Consider the following 16,287-nt stretch of genomic DNA (forward strand, 5'->3'; position numbering starts at 1 on the left):
TTTAGTTATTTAAAGTAAAGAAAATAAAATGCTAAGTGTTTTATTTTGAAGATGTTTCGCTCAGTTGTTTTAAATATAAATGTTTGTAATACCCATCGATTTCAATAAGTGTATCGTGTGTGCCTTGCTGTACAATTTTCCCATCTTCCAAAACAATTATTTTATCCGCATTTTTAGCCGAGGAAACGCGGTGACTCACAATAATAGTTGTTTTACCTTCCGTAATTTTCTTTAGATTTTTAAGTATTTTTTCTTCTGTTTCTGTATCAACAGCCGATAAGCAATCGTCGAAAAGTAATATTTTTGGTAATTTTATAATAGCTCTTGCTATGGAAACTCGTTGTTTTTGTCCTCCCGAGAGCGTGATACCACGTTCACCTAAAACGGTATCATATCCATGAGTGAATTTCATGATGTTTTTATGAACTTGCGCATTTTTTGCCGCCTCAATCACTTCTTCTTCCGTAGCGTCTTCTTTCCCGAACTTAATATTGTTTCTTAAGTTATCAGAAAATAGAAAAGCTTCCTGTGGAACATAACCAATACTGTCACGCAAATTGGATAAATTAACTTGATCTATTTCTTGTTTATTGATCATAATGGATCCTTTATCGATATCGTAAAGACGACCAATTAAATCTAAAATAGTAGATTTTCCCGATCCGGTTTTTCCGATAATAGCAAGGGTTTCTCCTTCGGTTACCTTAAAACTAACATCATTTAAGGCTTGAATGTTGGTATCATCATAAGTAAAAGAAACGTTTTTAAATTCGATATCTCCAGTAATTTCGGTTTCAGCTTCAGTTTTATTTTTAATTTCAGGCTCAATTTTTAAAAACTCATTAATTCGTTTTTGCGAAGCTTCGGCTTGTTGTACAATCGATGTTACCCAGCCTACAGTAGCTACGGGCCAAGTAAGCAGGTTGACATAAATAATAAATTCGGCAATGGTACCAATACTTTCAATTTCACCGTTAATGTATTGCATGCCACCAATGTAAATTACAATTAGGTTACTTACTCCAATTAGTAAAACCATCATTGGGAAAAACCAGGCTTGCACTCGAGCTAAATCTATTTGTTTCTCTTTACTTTCTGCGGCAAGTGTTGAGAAGTTTGCCGAAGTTTGCGGTTCAATACCATAGGCTTTTATTACTGAAATCCCACTAAAAGATTCTTGTGTAAAAGTAGAAAGTTTCGATAAATACTCTTGTACAATAGTACTTCTTCTATGTATTTCTTTACTTAATTTGTAAATTATTATAGATAGTATTGGTAGCGGTAATATGGTATATAGCGCCAATGATGTAGATTCTTCGAACATATATATTAACGCAATTACAAAAAGCGTTACTGTATTAATACTATACATTATGGCTGGGCCAGCATACATACGAACGCGACCAACATCTTCACTAATACGGTTCATTAAATCCCCCGTTCTATTTTTTTTATAAAAATTTAAAGAGAGCTTTTGGTATTGCTCATAAATTTCATTTTTTAAATCAAATTCAATATATCTCGATACGTTTATAATATATTGACGCATAAAAAAAGTAAGGATACCACCAATGATAGCGGCACCTATAATATAAAGAATAGCTTCTAGAAGTTCTGCTTTAAAAACATCGATAGGCATGTCTTCATTGAAATATTTTTCTATTACAATAAATATTTTTTTTACATATCGAGGCGTAAACAACAAAAACATTCGGGCAATTATGGTTATAAATATCCCGATTAGAAGGTTGGTTTTGTATTTTAGAAAGTACTTATTTAAGTGTTGTAATTCTTTCATTTATTTTAAAGGAAATAAGTCACAAATATAGGGTATTCAATATAAATAATATATTGATATAGTTATAAGCAATTGTTAAATATAGCTTAAAGTATTTAGTAATAATAAAGTGTTTAAATGCCGTTTTTATTTAAATATAGTGTTATTTTTGCCGCACAAAAGCAATAAAATTTTCAACCTATAATAAGTTCTTTGTAATGATGTTAAATAGAAGACATATTCGTGTAAAAGTAATGCAAACCATGTATGCCTTTAAAGGTAGTGAAAGTGATGATTTTAGTAAAGATCAAAAATTTCTACTTTTTAGTATAGATAATATGTATAACTTATACTTATTACTTATTTCGTTGATGATGGAGGTTCAGAAAAGAGCCGAAAGCAATTTGCTAAAAAAACGGAACAAGCACCTTGCTACTAAAGAGGATATAGATCCAAACCGTAAGTTTGTAAACAATGAGGTTTTTAAAGTTTTATTTAATAATTTGGACTTAAAAGACAAATTAGAACTTTATAACGTTAAGGATTGGGAATTGGATAGTGAGTATGTAGATGTTATTTTTAAAGCTATCACATCTAGTGATTTGTATAAAAATTATATGCAAACTGATACGTCTAGCTTCAAAGAAGATAAGGAGTTTTTAGTAGATGTTTTTAAAGAAATTATAGCTCCAAACGACAAGCTTTACGAGTATTTAGAAGATAAAAATTTAACATGGTTGGATGATTTACCTACTGTAAATACTACCATTTTAAAAATACTTAGAAAGGTAAAACAAACATCTTCGGAAAACCATTTTACACCTAGATTATATAAAGACGCAGAGGATAAGCAGTTTGCTATAGATTTGTTTAGAAAGACGTTGTTAAATAGGACAGCCATAAACAAAGAGATTGAACTTAAAACTCAAAACTGGGATACGGATCGTATTGCCAATGTGGATTTTGTGTTGTTACAAATGGCTATCTGTGAGGTGAAAAATTTCCCTTCTATTCCAGCAAAAGTGACTATTAATGAGTATTTAGAAATTGCTAAAGAATATTCTACACCAAAAAGTAGCGTTTTTATTAACGGTATATTAGATAAGTTGGTGAAAGAATATACCGAAGCAGGTACTTTAAACAAAATTGGAAGAGGTTTAATGTAACGTTATTTTATGTTAAGAGTATAACAAAAATTTCAATTCGATTAAATAATTGTTATTTTTGTAACTTCAATTAAAAATATATTTAAAATGAAAAAGGTAATATTAGGATTAAGTGCATTATGCTTATTAGCATTAACATCTTGTAAAGAAGAAAATGCAGCTAAAAAAATTGAAGAAGCAAATGTTACTGCTGCGGCGGTAAGAGATGCTAGTGCTTCTAACTTTCCAGTGATAGAGTTTGCTGAAACAACTCATGATTTTGGAGAAATAGAAGCTAAAAAATCTGTTGAAACTGTTTTTAAATATACTAATACAGGTAAAGCACCTTTAGTGATTACTAATATTGGAACATCTTGTGGGTGTACAGTACCTCAAAACTGGTCTAGAGAACCGTTAGCTGTTGGAGAAACAGGTGAGTTTACAGTAAAATATAACGGTAGCGGAAAAGGGAAAATTTCTAAAAGTTTAACACTTACTGCAAATACTGAAAAAGGAAAAGAAGTTGTTAAAATTACGGCATTTGTAAAAACAGACGCTTAATAACTAAACCAGAAATTAAATAATAAAAATTATAATGGGAGAAGGTGGAATTGGTAGTTTATTACCATTTGTATTAATGTTTGTAGTTGTGTATTTCTTTATGATAGCACCACAAATGAAACGTGCAAAAAAAGAAAAGAAATTTGCAGCCGAATTAAAACGTGGTGATAAAATAATAACCAAAAGTGGTTTACATGGCAAAATTTTAGAGATTAATGATAAAGATGCTAGTTGTGTTATCGAGACGATGTCTGGAAAATTAAAATATGAGCGTTCTGCAATTTCTTCGGAAATGAGTACCAAACTTAATGCGCCTGCTGTAGTTAAAAAATAAGTAGTAGATTTTATAGTGTGCTATGTTAAAAAAGAACCCTTTTGGGTTCTTTTTTTTTTATTACTATGATTTGAGAAAATATGTTTTTTAGCACATAATGCGATTCTTTTTAAATTAGCGCGAGGTATCGTTTATATTAGAGTTAATCACTAGAGAAGTTATCTCATTATTTTATTAGGAAATACTACTGGGCTTTCAAAACCATCTTTCCCAACAGAAGCAATTCCGAAGAAATAGTTGTCAATAACAATTCCATCTAACATGAATTCTGAGACATCACCAACATAGCGACTGTTGTCCCAAGTAGGAGAAGTGGTATCTCTCCAATATATTTTATAACCGATGGCTCCTTCAACTTTATCCCATTTAAATTTAACCGATGGTTCTACAATACCACCAATTGCAACCGTTTTTGGAGCAGGAGGTGCCCAAGCTAAACTGGCCATGTTTATGGCATTTACAGTGGTTAGTTTTTTTGCATAATCAAAATTGACGTGTTCAATAATATCTCCATATTTAATACCGTTTTCTTCACGAATATCTTGGTGTTGTTGTGTGTAGTTTTCGTGCGCTTCCATTATTCGTATTCCAGCAAAACCTAAATCGTTAAATGGTCTGTGGTGTCCGCCACGACCAAAGCGATCTAATCTATAAACCATCATTGGATTCATTTCTGGCATATATGTTTTTACAGTTTTATGAATATAACGTGCTAGTTGCCGCGAGATTCCATCGACTTCTCCTCCATAAAAACGTCTTGATTTACGTTCTTTTTCTGTTTCATTAGCAGGAACAGGCTCAGAGAAAATTCTAAAAGTTCTATTATCGATAACACCATCAACACCTTTTATGTTTCCAATCATGTCATTATTAAATATTCCAATGATATCCCATTCTTTTTCTTTAACATATTTTGCTAAGCCACCACCGCCAAATAGGCCTTGTTCTTCACCAGATAAACCAACATAAACAATGCTATTTTCAAATTGATACTTAGATAATACTCTTGCAGCTTCAATAGTTCCGGCCATGCCAGAAGCATTATCGTTTGCTCCAGGAGCATCTTTTGTGAATTCCATAGTATCACTACCACGAGAGTCGATATCTCCGCTCATAATGATATAGCGGTTTGGGTATTTAGTCCCTTTCTGAATAGCGACGACGTTAACAACCCAAGCATCGTGTGGAACACGGCGATTACCTTCTTTGGTCACAAAATCTTTTTGATAAAATACGTTTAAACAGGTTTTACAATCTTTAGAAATGGTTTCAAATTCCGATTTTATCCATCGTCTTGCAGCTCCAATTCCTCTTATATTTGAAATGGTATCACTAAAGGTATTCCTAGTGCCGAAATCGACTAATTTTTGGATATCATTTTCTATACGTTCTGCGGAAACAGCATCTATAATATCATATATTTTTTGGTTTGTTTGAGCAGATGTACCTAGAATAGATAGCAGAAGTACAGGAAGTAGTAATATTTTCATTTAATTTTATTTTCATCTAATTTAATAAAAATAAAAAGACGCTTCAAAAATTAATTCGAAGCGTCGTTTATATTTGAGTTAGTCACACAAATTCTTTTAATCCCTTAAAAGCAATATTTATTTTCGGCCTTCACTTTTTCGGCTATTTCGTTACGTAAATCTACAATGTCTGGATAGTTTTGATATTTTGTAAAACGTTTAAGTCCCATAAGCATCATACGTTGTTCATCACCTTCAGCAAAAGAAATGATACTTTCCTTTCCTTTTTCTTCGATAATATCTACAGCGTGATATAAGTATAATTTAGACATTGCAATTTGAACAGATTGAGAATCGGCTCCAAAGCGTTTGGCATTTTTTTCAGTTCTTAAAATGGCAGATTCAGCCATATAAATTTCAATTAAAATATCGGCAGCAGCTATAAGTAATTGTTGGTGCTTGTCTAGATCTGGACCAAATTTTTGAACAGCTCCTCCGGCAACCATTAAAAAAGTCTTTTTCAACTTATTAATCATTACTTTTTCTTCTGAAAATAATTCTGAAAAATCAGGAGTCTCGAAAGATGGAATACCCATTAATTCTTCTTGAACTTTAGAAGCAGGGCCTAATAAATCTACATGACCTTTCATGGCTTTCTTAACTAACATACCAACAGAAAGCATACGATTAATTTCGTTTGTACCTTCATAAATACGTGCTATTCTAGCATCTCTCCAAGCAGATTCCATTGGAGTTTCTTCCGAAAACCCCATACCACCAAATATTTGAATACCTTCATCTGCAGCGTGTTGTACATCTTCAGAGACAGCTACTTTTAAAATAGAACATTCAATAGCATATTCTTCAACACCTTTTAACTCCGCTTCTTGATGTGTGTTTCCAGCAGCTTCTCTCATAGAAATTCTATCTTCTATGTTTTTTGCAGCTCTATAAGTTGCAGATTCACCTACATATGCATTTGTGGACATCTCGGCTAATTTCACTTTAATAGCTCCGAAATCTGAAATTGGTGTTTTAAATTGTTTACGTTCATTAGCGTAATTTACGGCAGTAGTTAAAATTCTTCTTTGAGAATCTAAACATGCAGCAGCTAATTTAATACGACCAACGTTTAACGCATTCATTGCAATTTTAAATCCTTCTCCACGACCTGCTAACATACTGTTAACTGGTACTACAGTGTCATTAAAGAATACTTGGCGCGTTGATGATGCACGAATACCTAATTTGTGTTCTTCTTCACCTAAAGTTATACCGTTTGGATTTTCTTTATCAAATTCAACAATGAAACCTGTGATGTTTTTGTCGTCTTCAATACGAGCAAAAACAATCATCACACTACAGAAACCTGCATTTGAGATCCACATTTTTTGTCCGTTAATTTTATATGTTTTTCCGTCTTCCGATAGGGTAGCAGTCGTTTTTCCAGAATTGGCATCAGATCCAGCTCCAGGCTCTGTTAAACAGTATGCTCCAAACCACTCACCAGAAGCTAATTTAGGTACGTATTTTTGTTTTTGTTCCTCTGTACCATAAAGCGTAATTGGCATAGTACCAATTCCTGTATGAGCACCAAAAGCAGTACTGAAAGAACCTGTTCCAGAAGAAATGTAATCACAAGTTAATACCGTAGAAACAAATCCCATTCCCATTCCACCAAAAGCTTCAGGAACAGCAACACTTAAAAAGCCCATATCTCCAGCTTTACGCATAACTTCTTCAGTTAGCGCATAGTCTTTAGCTTCAAAACGTGCTTTATGAGGAATGATTTCACGATCATTAAATTCCATTACAGATTCTTTCATCATTGTTTGCTCTTCTGAAAAATCTTCAGGAGTAAACACATCTTCACAATTTGTTTCTTTTACTAAGAATTGACCACCTCTTAAGATGTCTTTTTCAGTTGCTTCCATTTTATAGTTTAGTATTAAGTTTTTTATTAGTTTAAAAATTCGAATATTCCACAAGCACCTTGACCTGTACCAACACACATGGTAACTGCACCATATTTACCTTTCATGTCGCGCTTACGCATTTCGTCAAAAAGTTGTACAGATAATTTTGCTCCGGTACATCCTAATGGGTGACCCAATGCAATAGCACCACCGTTTACGTTAATGATATCTGGATTAAGACCTAACTCTCTAATTACCGCTAAAGATTGTGAAGCAAAAGCTTCGTTTAACTCAATTAAAGATAAATCGTCTTGTTTTAATCCTGCTTGTTTTAATGCTTTTGGAATTGCTTTTACTGGCCCAATACCCATAATGCGGGGTTCAACACCTGCAGCGGCATAGTTAACCATTCTTGCAATTGGTTCTAAACCTAGTTCTTTAACCATGTCTTCACTCATAACCATTACAAAAGCAGCACCATCACTCATTTGTGACGAGTTACCAGCTGTAACACTTCCTCCAGCAGCAAATACTGCTCTTAGTTTTGCTAAAGCTTCTTTACTAGTTCCTGCGCGAGGACCTTCATCTTTAGTTACTGTATAAGATTTTGTAGCTTTCTTTCCGTTAGCATCAATGTAAGTTTGTTCTACTTCAATGGGTACTATTTGATCTTGAAAACGATTTTCAGCTTGCGCTCGTAATGCTTTCATGTGAGAATTGAATGCAAATTCATCTTGATCTTCACGAGATACTTTAAATTGGTTTGCTACAGCTTCTGCAGTATTTCCCATTCCCCAATAATAATCTTCGTGACCAGCTTTTACAATGGCATCGTAATTTAACTCTGGTTTAAAACCTGTCATTGGTACACTACTCATGCTTTCTGCTCCACCTGCAATGATACAATCTGCCATTCCTGCTTGAATTTTTGCAGTTGCCATTCCAATAGTTTCAACTCCAGAAGAGCAAAAACGATTTACAGTTACACCTGGAACATCTACAACTTCTAATCCCATTAAAGAGATTAAACGAGCCATATTAAGTCCTTGTGCACCTTCTGGCATGGCGTTACCAACAATAACATCATCGATACGTTTTGGGTCTAGATTAGGCAATTCTTTCATCATATACTTGATGGTTTCTGCTGCCAATTCATCTGTTCTTTTAAAACGAAATACGCCTTTTGGTGCTTTACCAACTGCGGTTCTATATGCTTTTACTATATATGCTGTTTTCATTTTTATTAGTTTCTTAAAGGTTTTCCTTTGGTTAACATGTGTTGAATTCTTTCCAAAGTTTTACGCTCTGTACAAAGTGAAAGGAATGCTTCACGTTCTAAATCCAATAGATATTGCTCGGTTACTAAAGTAGGTTCTGATAAGTCGCCTCCAGCCATAACGTAAGCTAGTTTATTAGCGATTTTCATGTCGTGTTCACTAATGTATTTAGAATCTTTCATGGAATCTGTTCCTACTAAAAACATACCTAAAGCTTGTTTGCCTAATACCTTAACATCTGTACGTTTTATAGGTTGTGTGTAACCCATATTCGCCATTAATTTAGCATGTTCTTTAGCTACAGCAATTTGGCGGTCTTTATTAACTACAACAATATCTTTTCCTTTTTGTAAAACGCCCATATCAAAAGCTTCGTAAGCCGAAGTTGATACTTTTGCCATACCAATAGTTAAAAAGTATTCCTGAAGTGTATTTAACTGCACATCTCCTTTTCTGAAAGTATCTGATGCTCTTAAAGCCATTTCTTTAGAACCACCACCACCAGGGATAACACCAACACCAAACTCTACAAGTCCCATGTAAGTTTCTGCTGCTGCAACGACTTTATCAGCATGTAACGATAATTCACAACCACCACCTAATGCCATTCCGTGAGGAGCAGAAATAGTTGGGATTGAAGAATAACGCATGCGCATCATGGTATCTTGGAAGTATTTGATGGCCATATTAAGTTCATCGTATTCTTGCTCTGCAGCCATCATAAAAATCATGCCTATGTTTGCACCAACCGAGAAGTTTGCAGCTTGATTACCAACAACTAAACCAGCAAAATCTTTTTCGGCTAAATCAATAGCTTTATTTAACCCAGCTAAAACGTCTCCACCAATGGTGTTCATTTTAGATTGGAATTCTAGGTTAAGTATGCCGTCCCCAATATCTTCAATAACAACACCAGAGTTTTTAAACACTTCGTTTGTTTTTCTAATATTATCAAGGATGATAAAACTGTCTTGACCAGGTATTTTAGTTTGTTTTTTAGAAGCGATATCATAAAAGAAAGAAGCGCCTTCTTTTACAGAATAAAAAGAGGTGTTACCAGAAGCAAGCATCTCATTAACCCAAGCAGCAGGCTCTAGGCCTTCTGCTTTCATTAATTCGATTCCTTTTTCTACTCCAATAGCATCCCAAATTTGGAAAGGTCCATGTTCCCAACCAAAACCAGCTTTCATTGCATCATCAATCTTATAAAGCTCTTCTGAAATTTCTGGAATACGATTAGATACGTAAGCAAATAATGCTGTGAAGCTTTTTCTGTAAAACTCACCCGCTTTATCTTTTCCTTTTACTAATACTTTAAATCGGTCTACTACTTTATCAATCGTTTTCGTAAGTTCTAAAGTTGCAAATTTTGCACGTTTAGCAGAACGATATTCTAAGGTGTTTAAGTCTAATGATAAAATTTCTTTAGATCCATCTGCAGACACTTGTTTTTTGTAAAAACCTTGTCCTGTTTTGCTTCCTAACCATTTGTTCTCCATCATAGTATTGATGAAATCTGGTAATTTAAACAATTCTAAACGTTCGTCATTTTTACAGTTTTCTGCAATACCGTTTGCTACGTGAACCAAAGTATCTAAACCTACAACATCTACCGTACGGAAGGTTGCCGATTTTGGACGACCAATTACTGGTCCAGATAATTTATCTACTTCTTCAATAGTTAAATCTAAATCTTTAACTGCATGAAATAAACTTTGTATACTAAAAATACCAACTCTGTTTCCAATGAAAGCAGGTGTATCTTTTGCAATTACCGAGGTTTTGCCAAGAAATTGTTCACCATAACCATTCAAGAATTCTAAAACAGAAGCATCTGTTTTTGGTCCAGGAATAATTTCAAATAATTTTAAGTAACGCGCAGGGTTAAAGAAGTGTGTTCCGCAGAAATGTTTCTGGAAATCTTCACTTCGTCCTTCACTCATAAATTTTATTGGAATACCAGAAGTGTTAGATGTAATTAACGTGCCTGGTTTACGATATTTCTCTAAGTTTTCAAACACCATTTTTTTGATGTCTAGTCTTTCAACTACAACTTCCATAATCCAATCTGCATCGGCTACTTTAGCTATATCATCTTCTAAATTACCAGTGGTAATTCTACTAGCGAAATCTTGATGATAAATTGGAGATGGTTTTGATTTTAACGATGCCATAAGTGCATCATTAACCAATCTATTTCTAACTATTTTGTCTTCTAAAGTTAATCCTTTAGCTTTTTCTTTGTCGTTAAGTTCTCTTGGAACAATGTCTAGTAACAGGACATCTACGCCAATATTAGCGAAATGACAAGCTATACCGCTTCCCATAATTCCGGAACCAATAATTGCGATTTTTTTTATTCTACGTTTGCTCATTTTATTTAACTAGTTGTCGTTTGGTGTATATATTTTTTTGTTGGAAACCATATTTAGAATTACATCGGCTACCTCATTGAAGTGCTTTAGTTTTTCATCGGTTATATTGTTTTTTATTTTGTCATTAAAGGTTAAAACGCGATCTTTAGAATAGTTACGTTTTTGAATTCCGAAAGGTGTTAGCTTGATAATTACACCACGACCATCTTCTGGATTAGGGTGTCTGTCAATCAAACCTTTTATTTCCATAGCTTTTAAAATTCGAGAAAGGCTCGTAGCTTCCATTCCCATCTTGGGGCCTAAAGCTGTAGATGGTGTTCCTTTTTCTGGATCTATACTTAATAAGGTAAACCCCGTTGCCATAGTACTATCAAATTTTAAAGCTTCTTCATTATACATTTTTTGAACAGCAAGCCAGGTTGTTCGTAAAACGTAATCTATAGTTCTATCTTTCATATAAAGAGATTGTTGTTTCCAAATATAGTAAAATTTATTATGCATGCATAATAAATTATTATTATTTTAGTTAAACTTTTACTAAGAATACAAGATTTTGTTAGCCTCTGTAGATTTTCTCGATAAGAGAAAAGTACTTTTGTTTTATAACTTTACGCTTCATCTTCATGGTTGGCGTTAGATGTCCGGCATCTATAGACCAAATGTCTGGAGTGATTTCAAATTTCTTAATTTGTTCCCATTTCCCGAAGTTCGCATTTGCAATATTAATCTCTTCTTGAATTCTAGCAAGTAATTGCATATTCAGTATTATATCTTCGTTACTAGTAAATGGAATATCGTGGCGTTTAGCCCATTCCTTAACGAAATCGTAATTTACTTGTATTAAAGCTGCTGGCATTTTTTCGCCTTCGCCAATAACCATAATCTGCTCTATAAATCGAGATTGTTTAAATTCATTTTCAAGCAGGGCAGGTGCTACATATTTACCGCCCGAAGTTTTGAACATTTCTTTTTTTCTATCGGTTATTTTAAGAAAACCATTGAGGTCTATTTCTCCAATATCACCGGTGTGGAAATAACCACCCTTAATAGCTTCAGCTGTTTTAGCATCATCCTTGTAATAACCTATCATAACATTTGGGCCTTTTACTAGTATTTCACCATCTTCAGCAATTTTAACTTCAACATCATCAATTACTTTACCTGTAGTTCCAACTCTAAAGCCTCCGTTACGCATATCGTTGACAGATATAACAGGTGAAGTTTCGGTTAATCCATAACCTTCCATTATAGGTAAACCTGCAGCAGCAAATATTCTAGTAAGTCTAGGTTGTAGTGCGGCACTGCCAGAAACCATGATGTCTAAATTACCACCAAGGCCTTCTTTCCATTTACTAAAAATAAGTTTTCGGGCAATTTTTAGTTGAAATTCATACCACCAACCATTTTGACCGTAAGGTTCAAATCTTAAGCCTAAGTTGACAGCCCAAAAGAAAAGTGATTTTTTTATGCCTGTTAACTCGCTACCTTTTGCTATAATTTTATCATATACTTTTTCGTATAAACGCGGAACAGCCGTCATAACGTTAGGTTTAATCTCTTTTAGATTATCGCTCATTTTTTCGATAGATTCTGCAAAGTAAATTTCAGCACCACAATATTGATATAAATACAGTATCATACGTTCAAAAACATGACATACAGGCAAAAAACTTAATGTTTTTGATTTGCCGTATTTAAAAGGAACACGGTTTTCGCTATTCAAAACGTTTGAAACTAGGTTGTTATGAGATAGCATAACACCTTTAGGTTTTCCTGTGGTTCCAGAGGTGTAAATTAATGTTGCTAAATCGGATGAGTTTACTGCGTCTTTTTTAGCTTCAACTTCAGGTTGGTTCTGTTTGCCTTCACCTAATTTAAGAACTTCTTTCCAACTATTTTCATCTTTGATATCATCAAAGGTATAAACATTTTTAAGTTTTGTATTCGCTTTAATAGCGTTTAGTTTTTCTAGAATTTCATTATCTGAAACAAAACAATAGATAGACTCTGAATGATTTAAAATATATTCGTAATCTTCTGCGCAAATTGTTGGGTAAATAGGTACATTTTGAGCTCCAACTTGCAATACGCCAATATCTAGAATGTTCCATTCTGTTCTATTTGTTGAAGAAATTACCGCAATTTTATCGTTTGGTTTAACACCTAGCCTTAATAAACCTCGACTTATAGCATTGGCCTGATCTACGTATTCTTGTGACGAGGTAGCTTGCCATTCTCCATTATGTTTTGTGTTAAAGGCTTTATCTAAATTATATGTTTTTAATTGGTGATAAGGAAAGTCAAAAAGTCTGGTGATTTTGGTCATGGGCTATAATTATTCTAGGCTGCAAAATAGCAAATAAAATAAGATTATCAAATAATGCGCCATAAAAGTGGTGGATTCTTATAAATCTTTATTGATTTTTATCAAATTTGTATTACTTAAGAGTCTGGTTTGCGTTTTAGTTCTATAGAATAAGCATAATTTTTTAAAAATTTGCTTAAATGGAGTTTCTCCATTTTTATCAATTAAAGATACCGAATTGTTGATTAAAAACCTTAATATTTAACGCTATTTTAGGTATTGAAAAACATCTTGTTTTCTCTAATATGAGTTTTTGAAGTGATTTCGTATACTTAATAACCGTGTTTTACAATATTATAATTTTTTTCGGAATGGGTAAATTAAAATGTTCTTTATTATAAGAAGTTTAAACTCTAATTATATTTTGGATAAAGCTGAAAAGTGTCACAATACAATATCTTGTATTTTAATGATTTAGAGGCGTTTTCATATTAGTGCGAATTGTTTTAGATTATTTTTTAACCCAAGGTTTATTCCTTCTAATTCCATGAATAATTGTTGGTTATGGATTATTTAATTCGATAAAGTGTTTTTTTTGTTAAAGAAAACAAAATAATTCGATTTTAATTTTTTTTACAGAAAAGACTAAATTTTGATAAGGTTTTTATAAAAAAAGTTAAAAGATTGAATTATAACTTTATAAATCGAGTAACTTATGAAGTTATCGTTTAAAACAATAACTTTCTTTTTGATATATAGTCAATTAGATGACAAATGTCAGTTTTATTATTAGTGTTAGAAACTAGATTTGCAAAAAAACAGATAGATTTTTCAATACATTAATATACTAAGCAATGGAAGTAAAACAATTTAGAAACGGAGTTTGGACAGAAAAAGTCAACGTTAGAGATTTTGTTATTAATAATGTTACACCGTATCATGGAACAGATGAGTTTTTAGTTGGGCCAAGTGTAAAAACTCAAAAATTATGGGAAGTTTGTAAACAAGCAACTAAAGAAGAAAGACGAAATAATGGTGTGCGTTCAGTCGATACTGAAATCATTTCAACCGTTAGTGCTTTTGATGCTGGTTATATTGATAAAGAAAATGAAGTAATTGTTGGATTGCAAACCGATGAACTTCTAAAAAGAACAATGAAACCTTTTGGAGGTTTTAAAGTAGTTCAAAAAGCATTATCAGAACAAGGTGTAAAACCAAATGAAGCTATTACCGAATTATTTTCAAAATATGTTAAATCGCATAATGATGGTGTTTTTGATGCTTATACATCTGAAATTAAAAAATTCCGTTCTTTAGGATTCTTAACAGGCTTGCCAGATAATTATGCTAGAGGTAGAATAATAGGAGATTATCGTCGTGTTGCTCTATATGGTATTAATTCTTTAATTGAAACAAAGAAAGAAGATTTAGAAAATATAACTGGCCCAATGACGGAGGCTGTTATTCGTTTACGTGAAGAAGTATCGGAACAAATTAAATCATTGAAAGAAATGATTGAATTGGGTGCTAAATATAATTTAGATTTAGGTCGTCCGGCAGAAAATTCTCAAGAAGCTGTTCAATGGACATATATGGGCTATTTAGCAGCTGTAAAAGAACAAGATGGTGCAGCTATGTCTTTAGGTAATGTATCTACATTCTTAGATATTTATATTGAAAACGATTTACAAGAAGGACTTATTACAGAAGAAGAAGCTCAAGAATATATAGACCAATTTGTAATGAAATTACGAATGGTACGCCATTTAAGAATGAGCGCTTATGATGAAATATTTGCTGGAGATCCTACCTGGGTAACTGAAGCTATAGGTGGTATGTTTGATGATGGAAGAACTAAAGTAACTAAAACATCGTTCCGTTTTTTAAACACACTATATAATTTAGGAGCATCACCAGAACCAAATATTACAATTCTTTGGTCTGAAGCTTTACCACAAAACTTCAAAGATTACTGTGCAAAAGTTTCTATTGATACCTCATCAATTCAGTTTGAAAATGATGAGTTAATGAGAGTTAATCGTGGATCTGATGATTATGGAATAGCATGTTGCGTGTCTTATCAAGAATTGGGTAAATCAATTCAATTTTTTGGAGCAAGAACTAATTTAGCTAAAACTTTATTATTAGCTATTAATGGTGGCCGTTGTGAAAACACAGGTACCCAAATGGTTGCTGGAATTGAAGCTTGTGAATGTGAATATTTAGACTTTGATAAAGTGATGGCTAATTATAAAATAGCCATGAAAGAAGTTGCTCGTGTATATAATGATTCTATGAATATTATTCATTACATGCATGATAAATACTATTATGAAAAAGCACAAATGGCTTTAATTGATACAAACCCAGGCATTAATATTGCTTATGGTATTGCTGGCTTATCTATTGTTGCAGATTCTCTTTCAGCAATTAAATATGCAAAAGTAAAACCTATTAGAAATGAAGATGGTTTAACCGTAGATTTTAAAATTGAAGGCGAATTTCCTAAATACGGAAATGATGATGATCGAGTAGATGTTTTAGCTGCAAATGCAGTAGCTGATTTTAATAATGAATTGAAGAAATTAGCAGTTTACAAAAATGCAGAACCTACAATGTCTGTATTAACGATTACGTCTAATGTTTCTTATGGTAAGAAAACAGGTGCAACTCCAGATGGTAGAGCAAACGGAGTCGCTTTTGCACCAGGTGCAAACCCAATGCACGGTAGAGATTCAAATGGAGCAATTGCCTCTTTAAATTCTGTAGCAAAAATTGATTATAAAGATTCTCAAGATGGTATTTCTAATACATTTTCAATTGTACCTAAATCTTTAGGAGCTACTAAAGAAGAACAAATAGAAAATTTAGGAACCATTTTAGATGGTTATTTCTCTAAAAATGCACAACATTTAAATGTGAATGTATTAGATAAAGAAACTTTGCTTGATGCCATGGAACATCCAGAAGAATATCCACAATTAACAATTCGTGTATCTGGTTACGCTGTTAATTTTGTTAGATTGACTAGAGAACAGCAATTAGAGGTAATTGCACGTTCTTTCCACGAATCTATGTAATTTTTATTAATATTTTAAAAGCCTCTAAAAAAGAAGTAGAAAAACTTC

General features: G+C 32.9%; 11 protein-coding genes. 4 read left to right on the plus strand and 7 right to left on the minus strand.

Features of this window, described 5'->3' with window-relative positions; all coding sequences use genetic code 11:
* Window positions 1-40: 40 nt before the first annotated feature.
* Complete coding sequence (locus tag M4I23_RS13720; protein WP_249754803.1) at window positions 41-1,798, minus strand: ABC transporter ATP-binding protein; 1,758 nt, start codon at window positions 1,796-1,798, stop codon at window positions 41-43.
* Window positions 1,799-1,995: 197 nt separating this feature from the next.
* On the opposite strand from M4I23_RS13720, the gene nusB reads away from it, so the two are divergent.
* The 3 genes from nusB (at window position 1,996) to yajC (ending at window position 3,817) form a co-directional block, all read left to right on the plus strand.
* Entirely contained in the window at window positions 1,996-2,943 is a 948-nt protein-coding gene (gene nusB / locus M4I23_RS13725; protein WP_249754804.1) for a transcription antitermination factor NusB, read from the plus strand.
* An 87-nt stretch (window positions 2,944-3,030) separates the two neighbouring features.
* A complete protein-coding gene (locus M4I23_RS13730; RefSeq protein ID WP_158848323.1) occupies window positions 3,031-3,483 on the plus strand; it encodes a DUF1573 domain-containing protein in 453 nt (150 codons plus the stop codon).
* A 34-nt stretch (window positions 3,484-3,517) separates the two neighbouring features.
* Window positions 3,518-3,817, plus strand: a complete 300-nt coding sequence (gene yajC / locus M4I23_RS13735) for a preprotein translocase subunit YajC (protein ID WP_158848325.1) — start codon at window positions 3,518-3,520, stop codon at window positions 3,815-3,817.
* Window positions 3,818-3,975: 158 nt separating this feature from the next.
* On the opposite strand, the gene M4I23_RS13740 is transcribed toward yajC, so the two are convergent.
* From M4I23_RS13740 to M4I23_RS13765, 6 genes are all read right to left on the minus strand, one after another.
* Window positions 3,976-5,307 (minus strand): M28 family peptidase, encoded by a 1,332-nt coding sequence (locus M4I23_RS13740; RefSeq protein ID WP_249754805.1) that lies wholly within the window; start codon window positions 5,305-5,307, stop codon window positions 3,976-3,978.
* Between the two features lie 104 nt (window positions 5,308-5,411).
* Window positions 5,412-7,220 (minus strand): acyl-CoA dehydrogenase family protein, encoded by a 1,809-nt coding sequence (locus tag M4I23_RS13745; protein WP_249754806.1) that lies wholly within the window; start codon window positions 7,218-7,220, stop codon window positions 5,412-5,414.
* Between the two features lie 26 nt (window positions 7,221-7,246).
* Window positions 7,247-8,440, minus strand: coding sequence for an acetyl-CoA C-acyltransferase (locus M4I23_RS13750; RefSeq protein ID WP_249754807.1), 1,194 nt, complete (start codon window positions 8,438-8,440; stop codon window positions 7,247-7,249).
* A gap of 5 nt (window positions 8,441-8,445) precedes the next feature.
* Window positions 8,446-10,854: a 3-hydroxyacyl-CoA dehydrogenase/enoyl-CoA hydratase family protein gene (locus M4I23_RS13755; RefSeq protein WP_249754808.1), complete on the minus strand. Its 2,409-nt coding sequence runs from the start codon at window positions 10,852-10,854 to the stop codon at window positions 8,446-8,448.
* Window positions 10,855-10,863: 9 nt separating this feature from the next.
* Window positions 10,864-11,310, minus strand: coding sequence for a MarR family winged helix-turn-helix transcriptional regulator (locus tag M4I23_RS13760; RefSeq protein WP_158848335.1), 447 nt, complete (start codon window positions 11,308-11,310; stop codon window positions 10,864-10,866).
* Window positions 11,311-11,410: 100 nt separating this feature from the next.
* Entirely contained in the window at window positions 11,411-13,180 is a 1,770-nt protein-coding gene (locus M4I23_RS13765) for a long-chain fatty acid--CoA ligase (protein ID WP_249754809.1), read from the minus strand.
* An 833-nt stretch (window positions 13,181-14,013) separates the two neighbouring features.
* Here M4I23_RS13765 and pflB point away from each other — a divergent pair.
* Window positions 14,014-16,239 (plus strand): formate C-acetyltransferase, encoded by a 2,226-nt coding sequence (gene pflB / locus M4I23_RS13770; RefSeq protein ID WP_249754810.1) that lies wholly within the window; start codon window positions 14,014-14,016, stop codon window positions 16,237-16,239.
* Window positions 16,240-16,287: the final 48 nt, after the last annotated feature.

Source organism: Algibacter sp. L4_22, from assembly GCF_023473045.1.
In the GTDB taxonomy this organism is placed as follows: Bacteria; Bacteroidota; Bacteroidia; order Flavobacteriales; family Flavobacteriaceae; genus Algibacter.

Excerpts from the sequence above, each read along its gene's own strand:
- pflB (WP_249754810.1), top strand. The coding sequence starts at position 14,014 with ATGGAAGTAAAACAATTTAGAAACGGAGTTTGGACAGAAAAAGTCAAC.
- M4I23_RS13760 (WP_158848335.1), bottom strand. The coding sequence starts at position 11,310 with ATGAAAGATAGAACTATAGATTACGTTTTACGAACAACCTGGCTTGCT.
- yajC (WP_158848325.1), top strand. The coding sequence starts at position 3,518 with ATGGGAGAAGGTGGAATTGGTAGTTTATTACCATTTGTATTAATGTTT.
- M4I23_RS13720 (WP_249754803.1), bottom strand. The coding sequence starts at position 1,798 with ATGAAAGAATTACAACACTTAAATAAGTACTTTCTAAAATACAAAACC.
- nusB (WP_249754804.1), top strand. The coding sequence starts at position 1,996 with ATGATGTTAAATAGAAGACATATTCGTGTAAAAGTAATGCAAACCATG.
- M4I23_RS13765 (WP_249754809.1), bottom strand. The coding sequence starts at position 13,180 with ATGACCAAAATCACCAGACTTTTTGACTTTCCTTATCACCAATTAAAA.
- M4I23_RS13755 (WP_249754808.1), bottom strand. The coding sequence starts at position 10,854 with ATGAGCAAACGTAGAATAAAAAAAATCGCAATTATTGGTTCCGGAATT.
- M4I23_RS13740 (WP_249754805.1), bottom strand. The coding sequence starts at position 5,307 with ATGAAAATATTACTACTTCCTGTACTTCTGCTATCTATTCTAGGTACA.
- M4I23_RS13730 (WP_158848323.1), top strand. The coding sequence starts at position 3,031 with ATGAAAAAGGTAATATTAGGATTAAGTGCATTATGCTTATTAGCATTA.
- M4I23_RS13745 (WP_249754806.1), bottom strand. The coding sequence starts at position 7,220 with ATGGAAGCAACTGAAAAAGACATCTTAAGAGGTGGTCAATTCTTAGTA.
- M4I23_RS13750 (WP_249754807.1), bottom strand. The coding sequence starts at position 8,440 with ATGAAAACAGCATATATAGTAAAAGCATATAGAACCGCAGTTGGTAAA.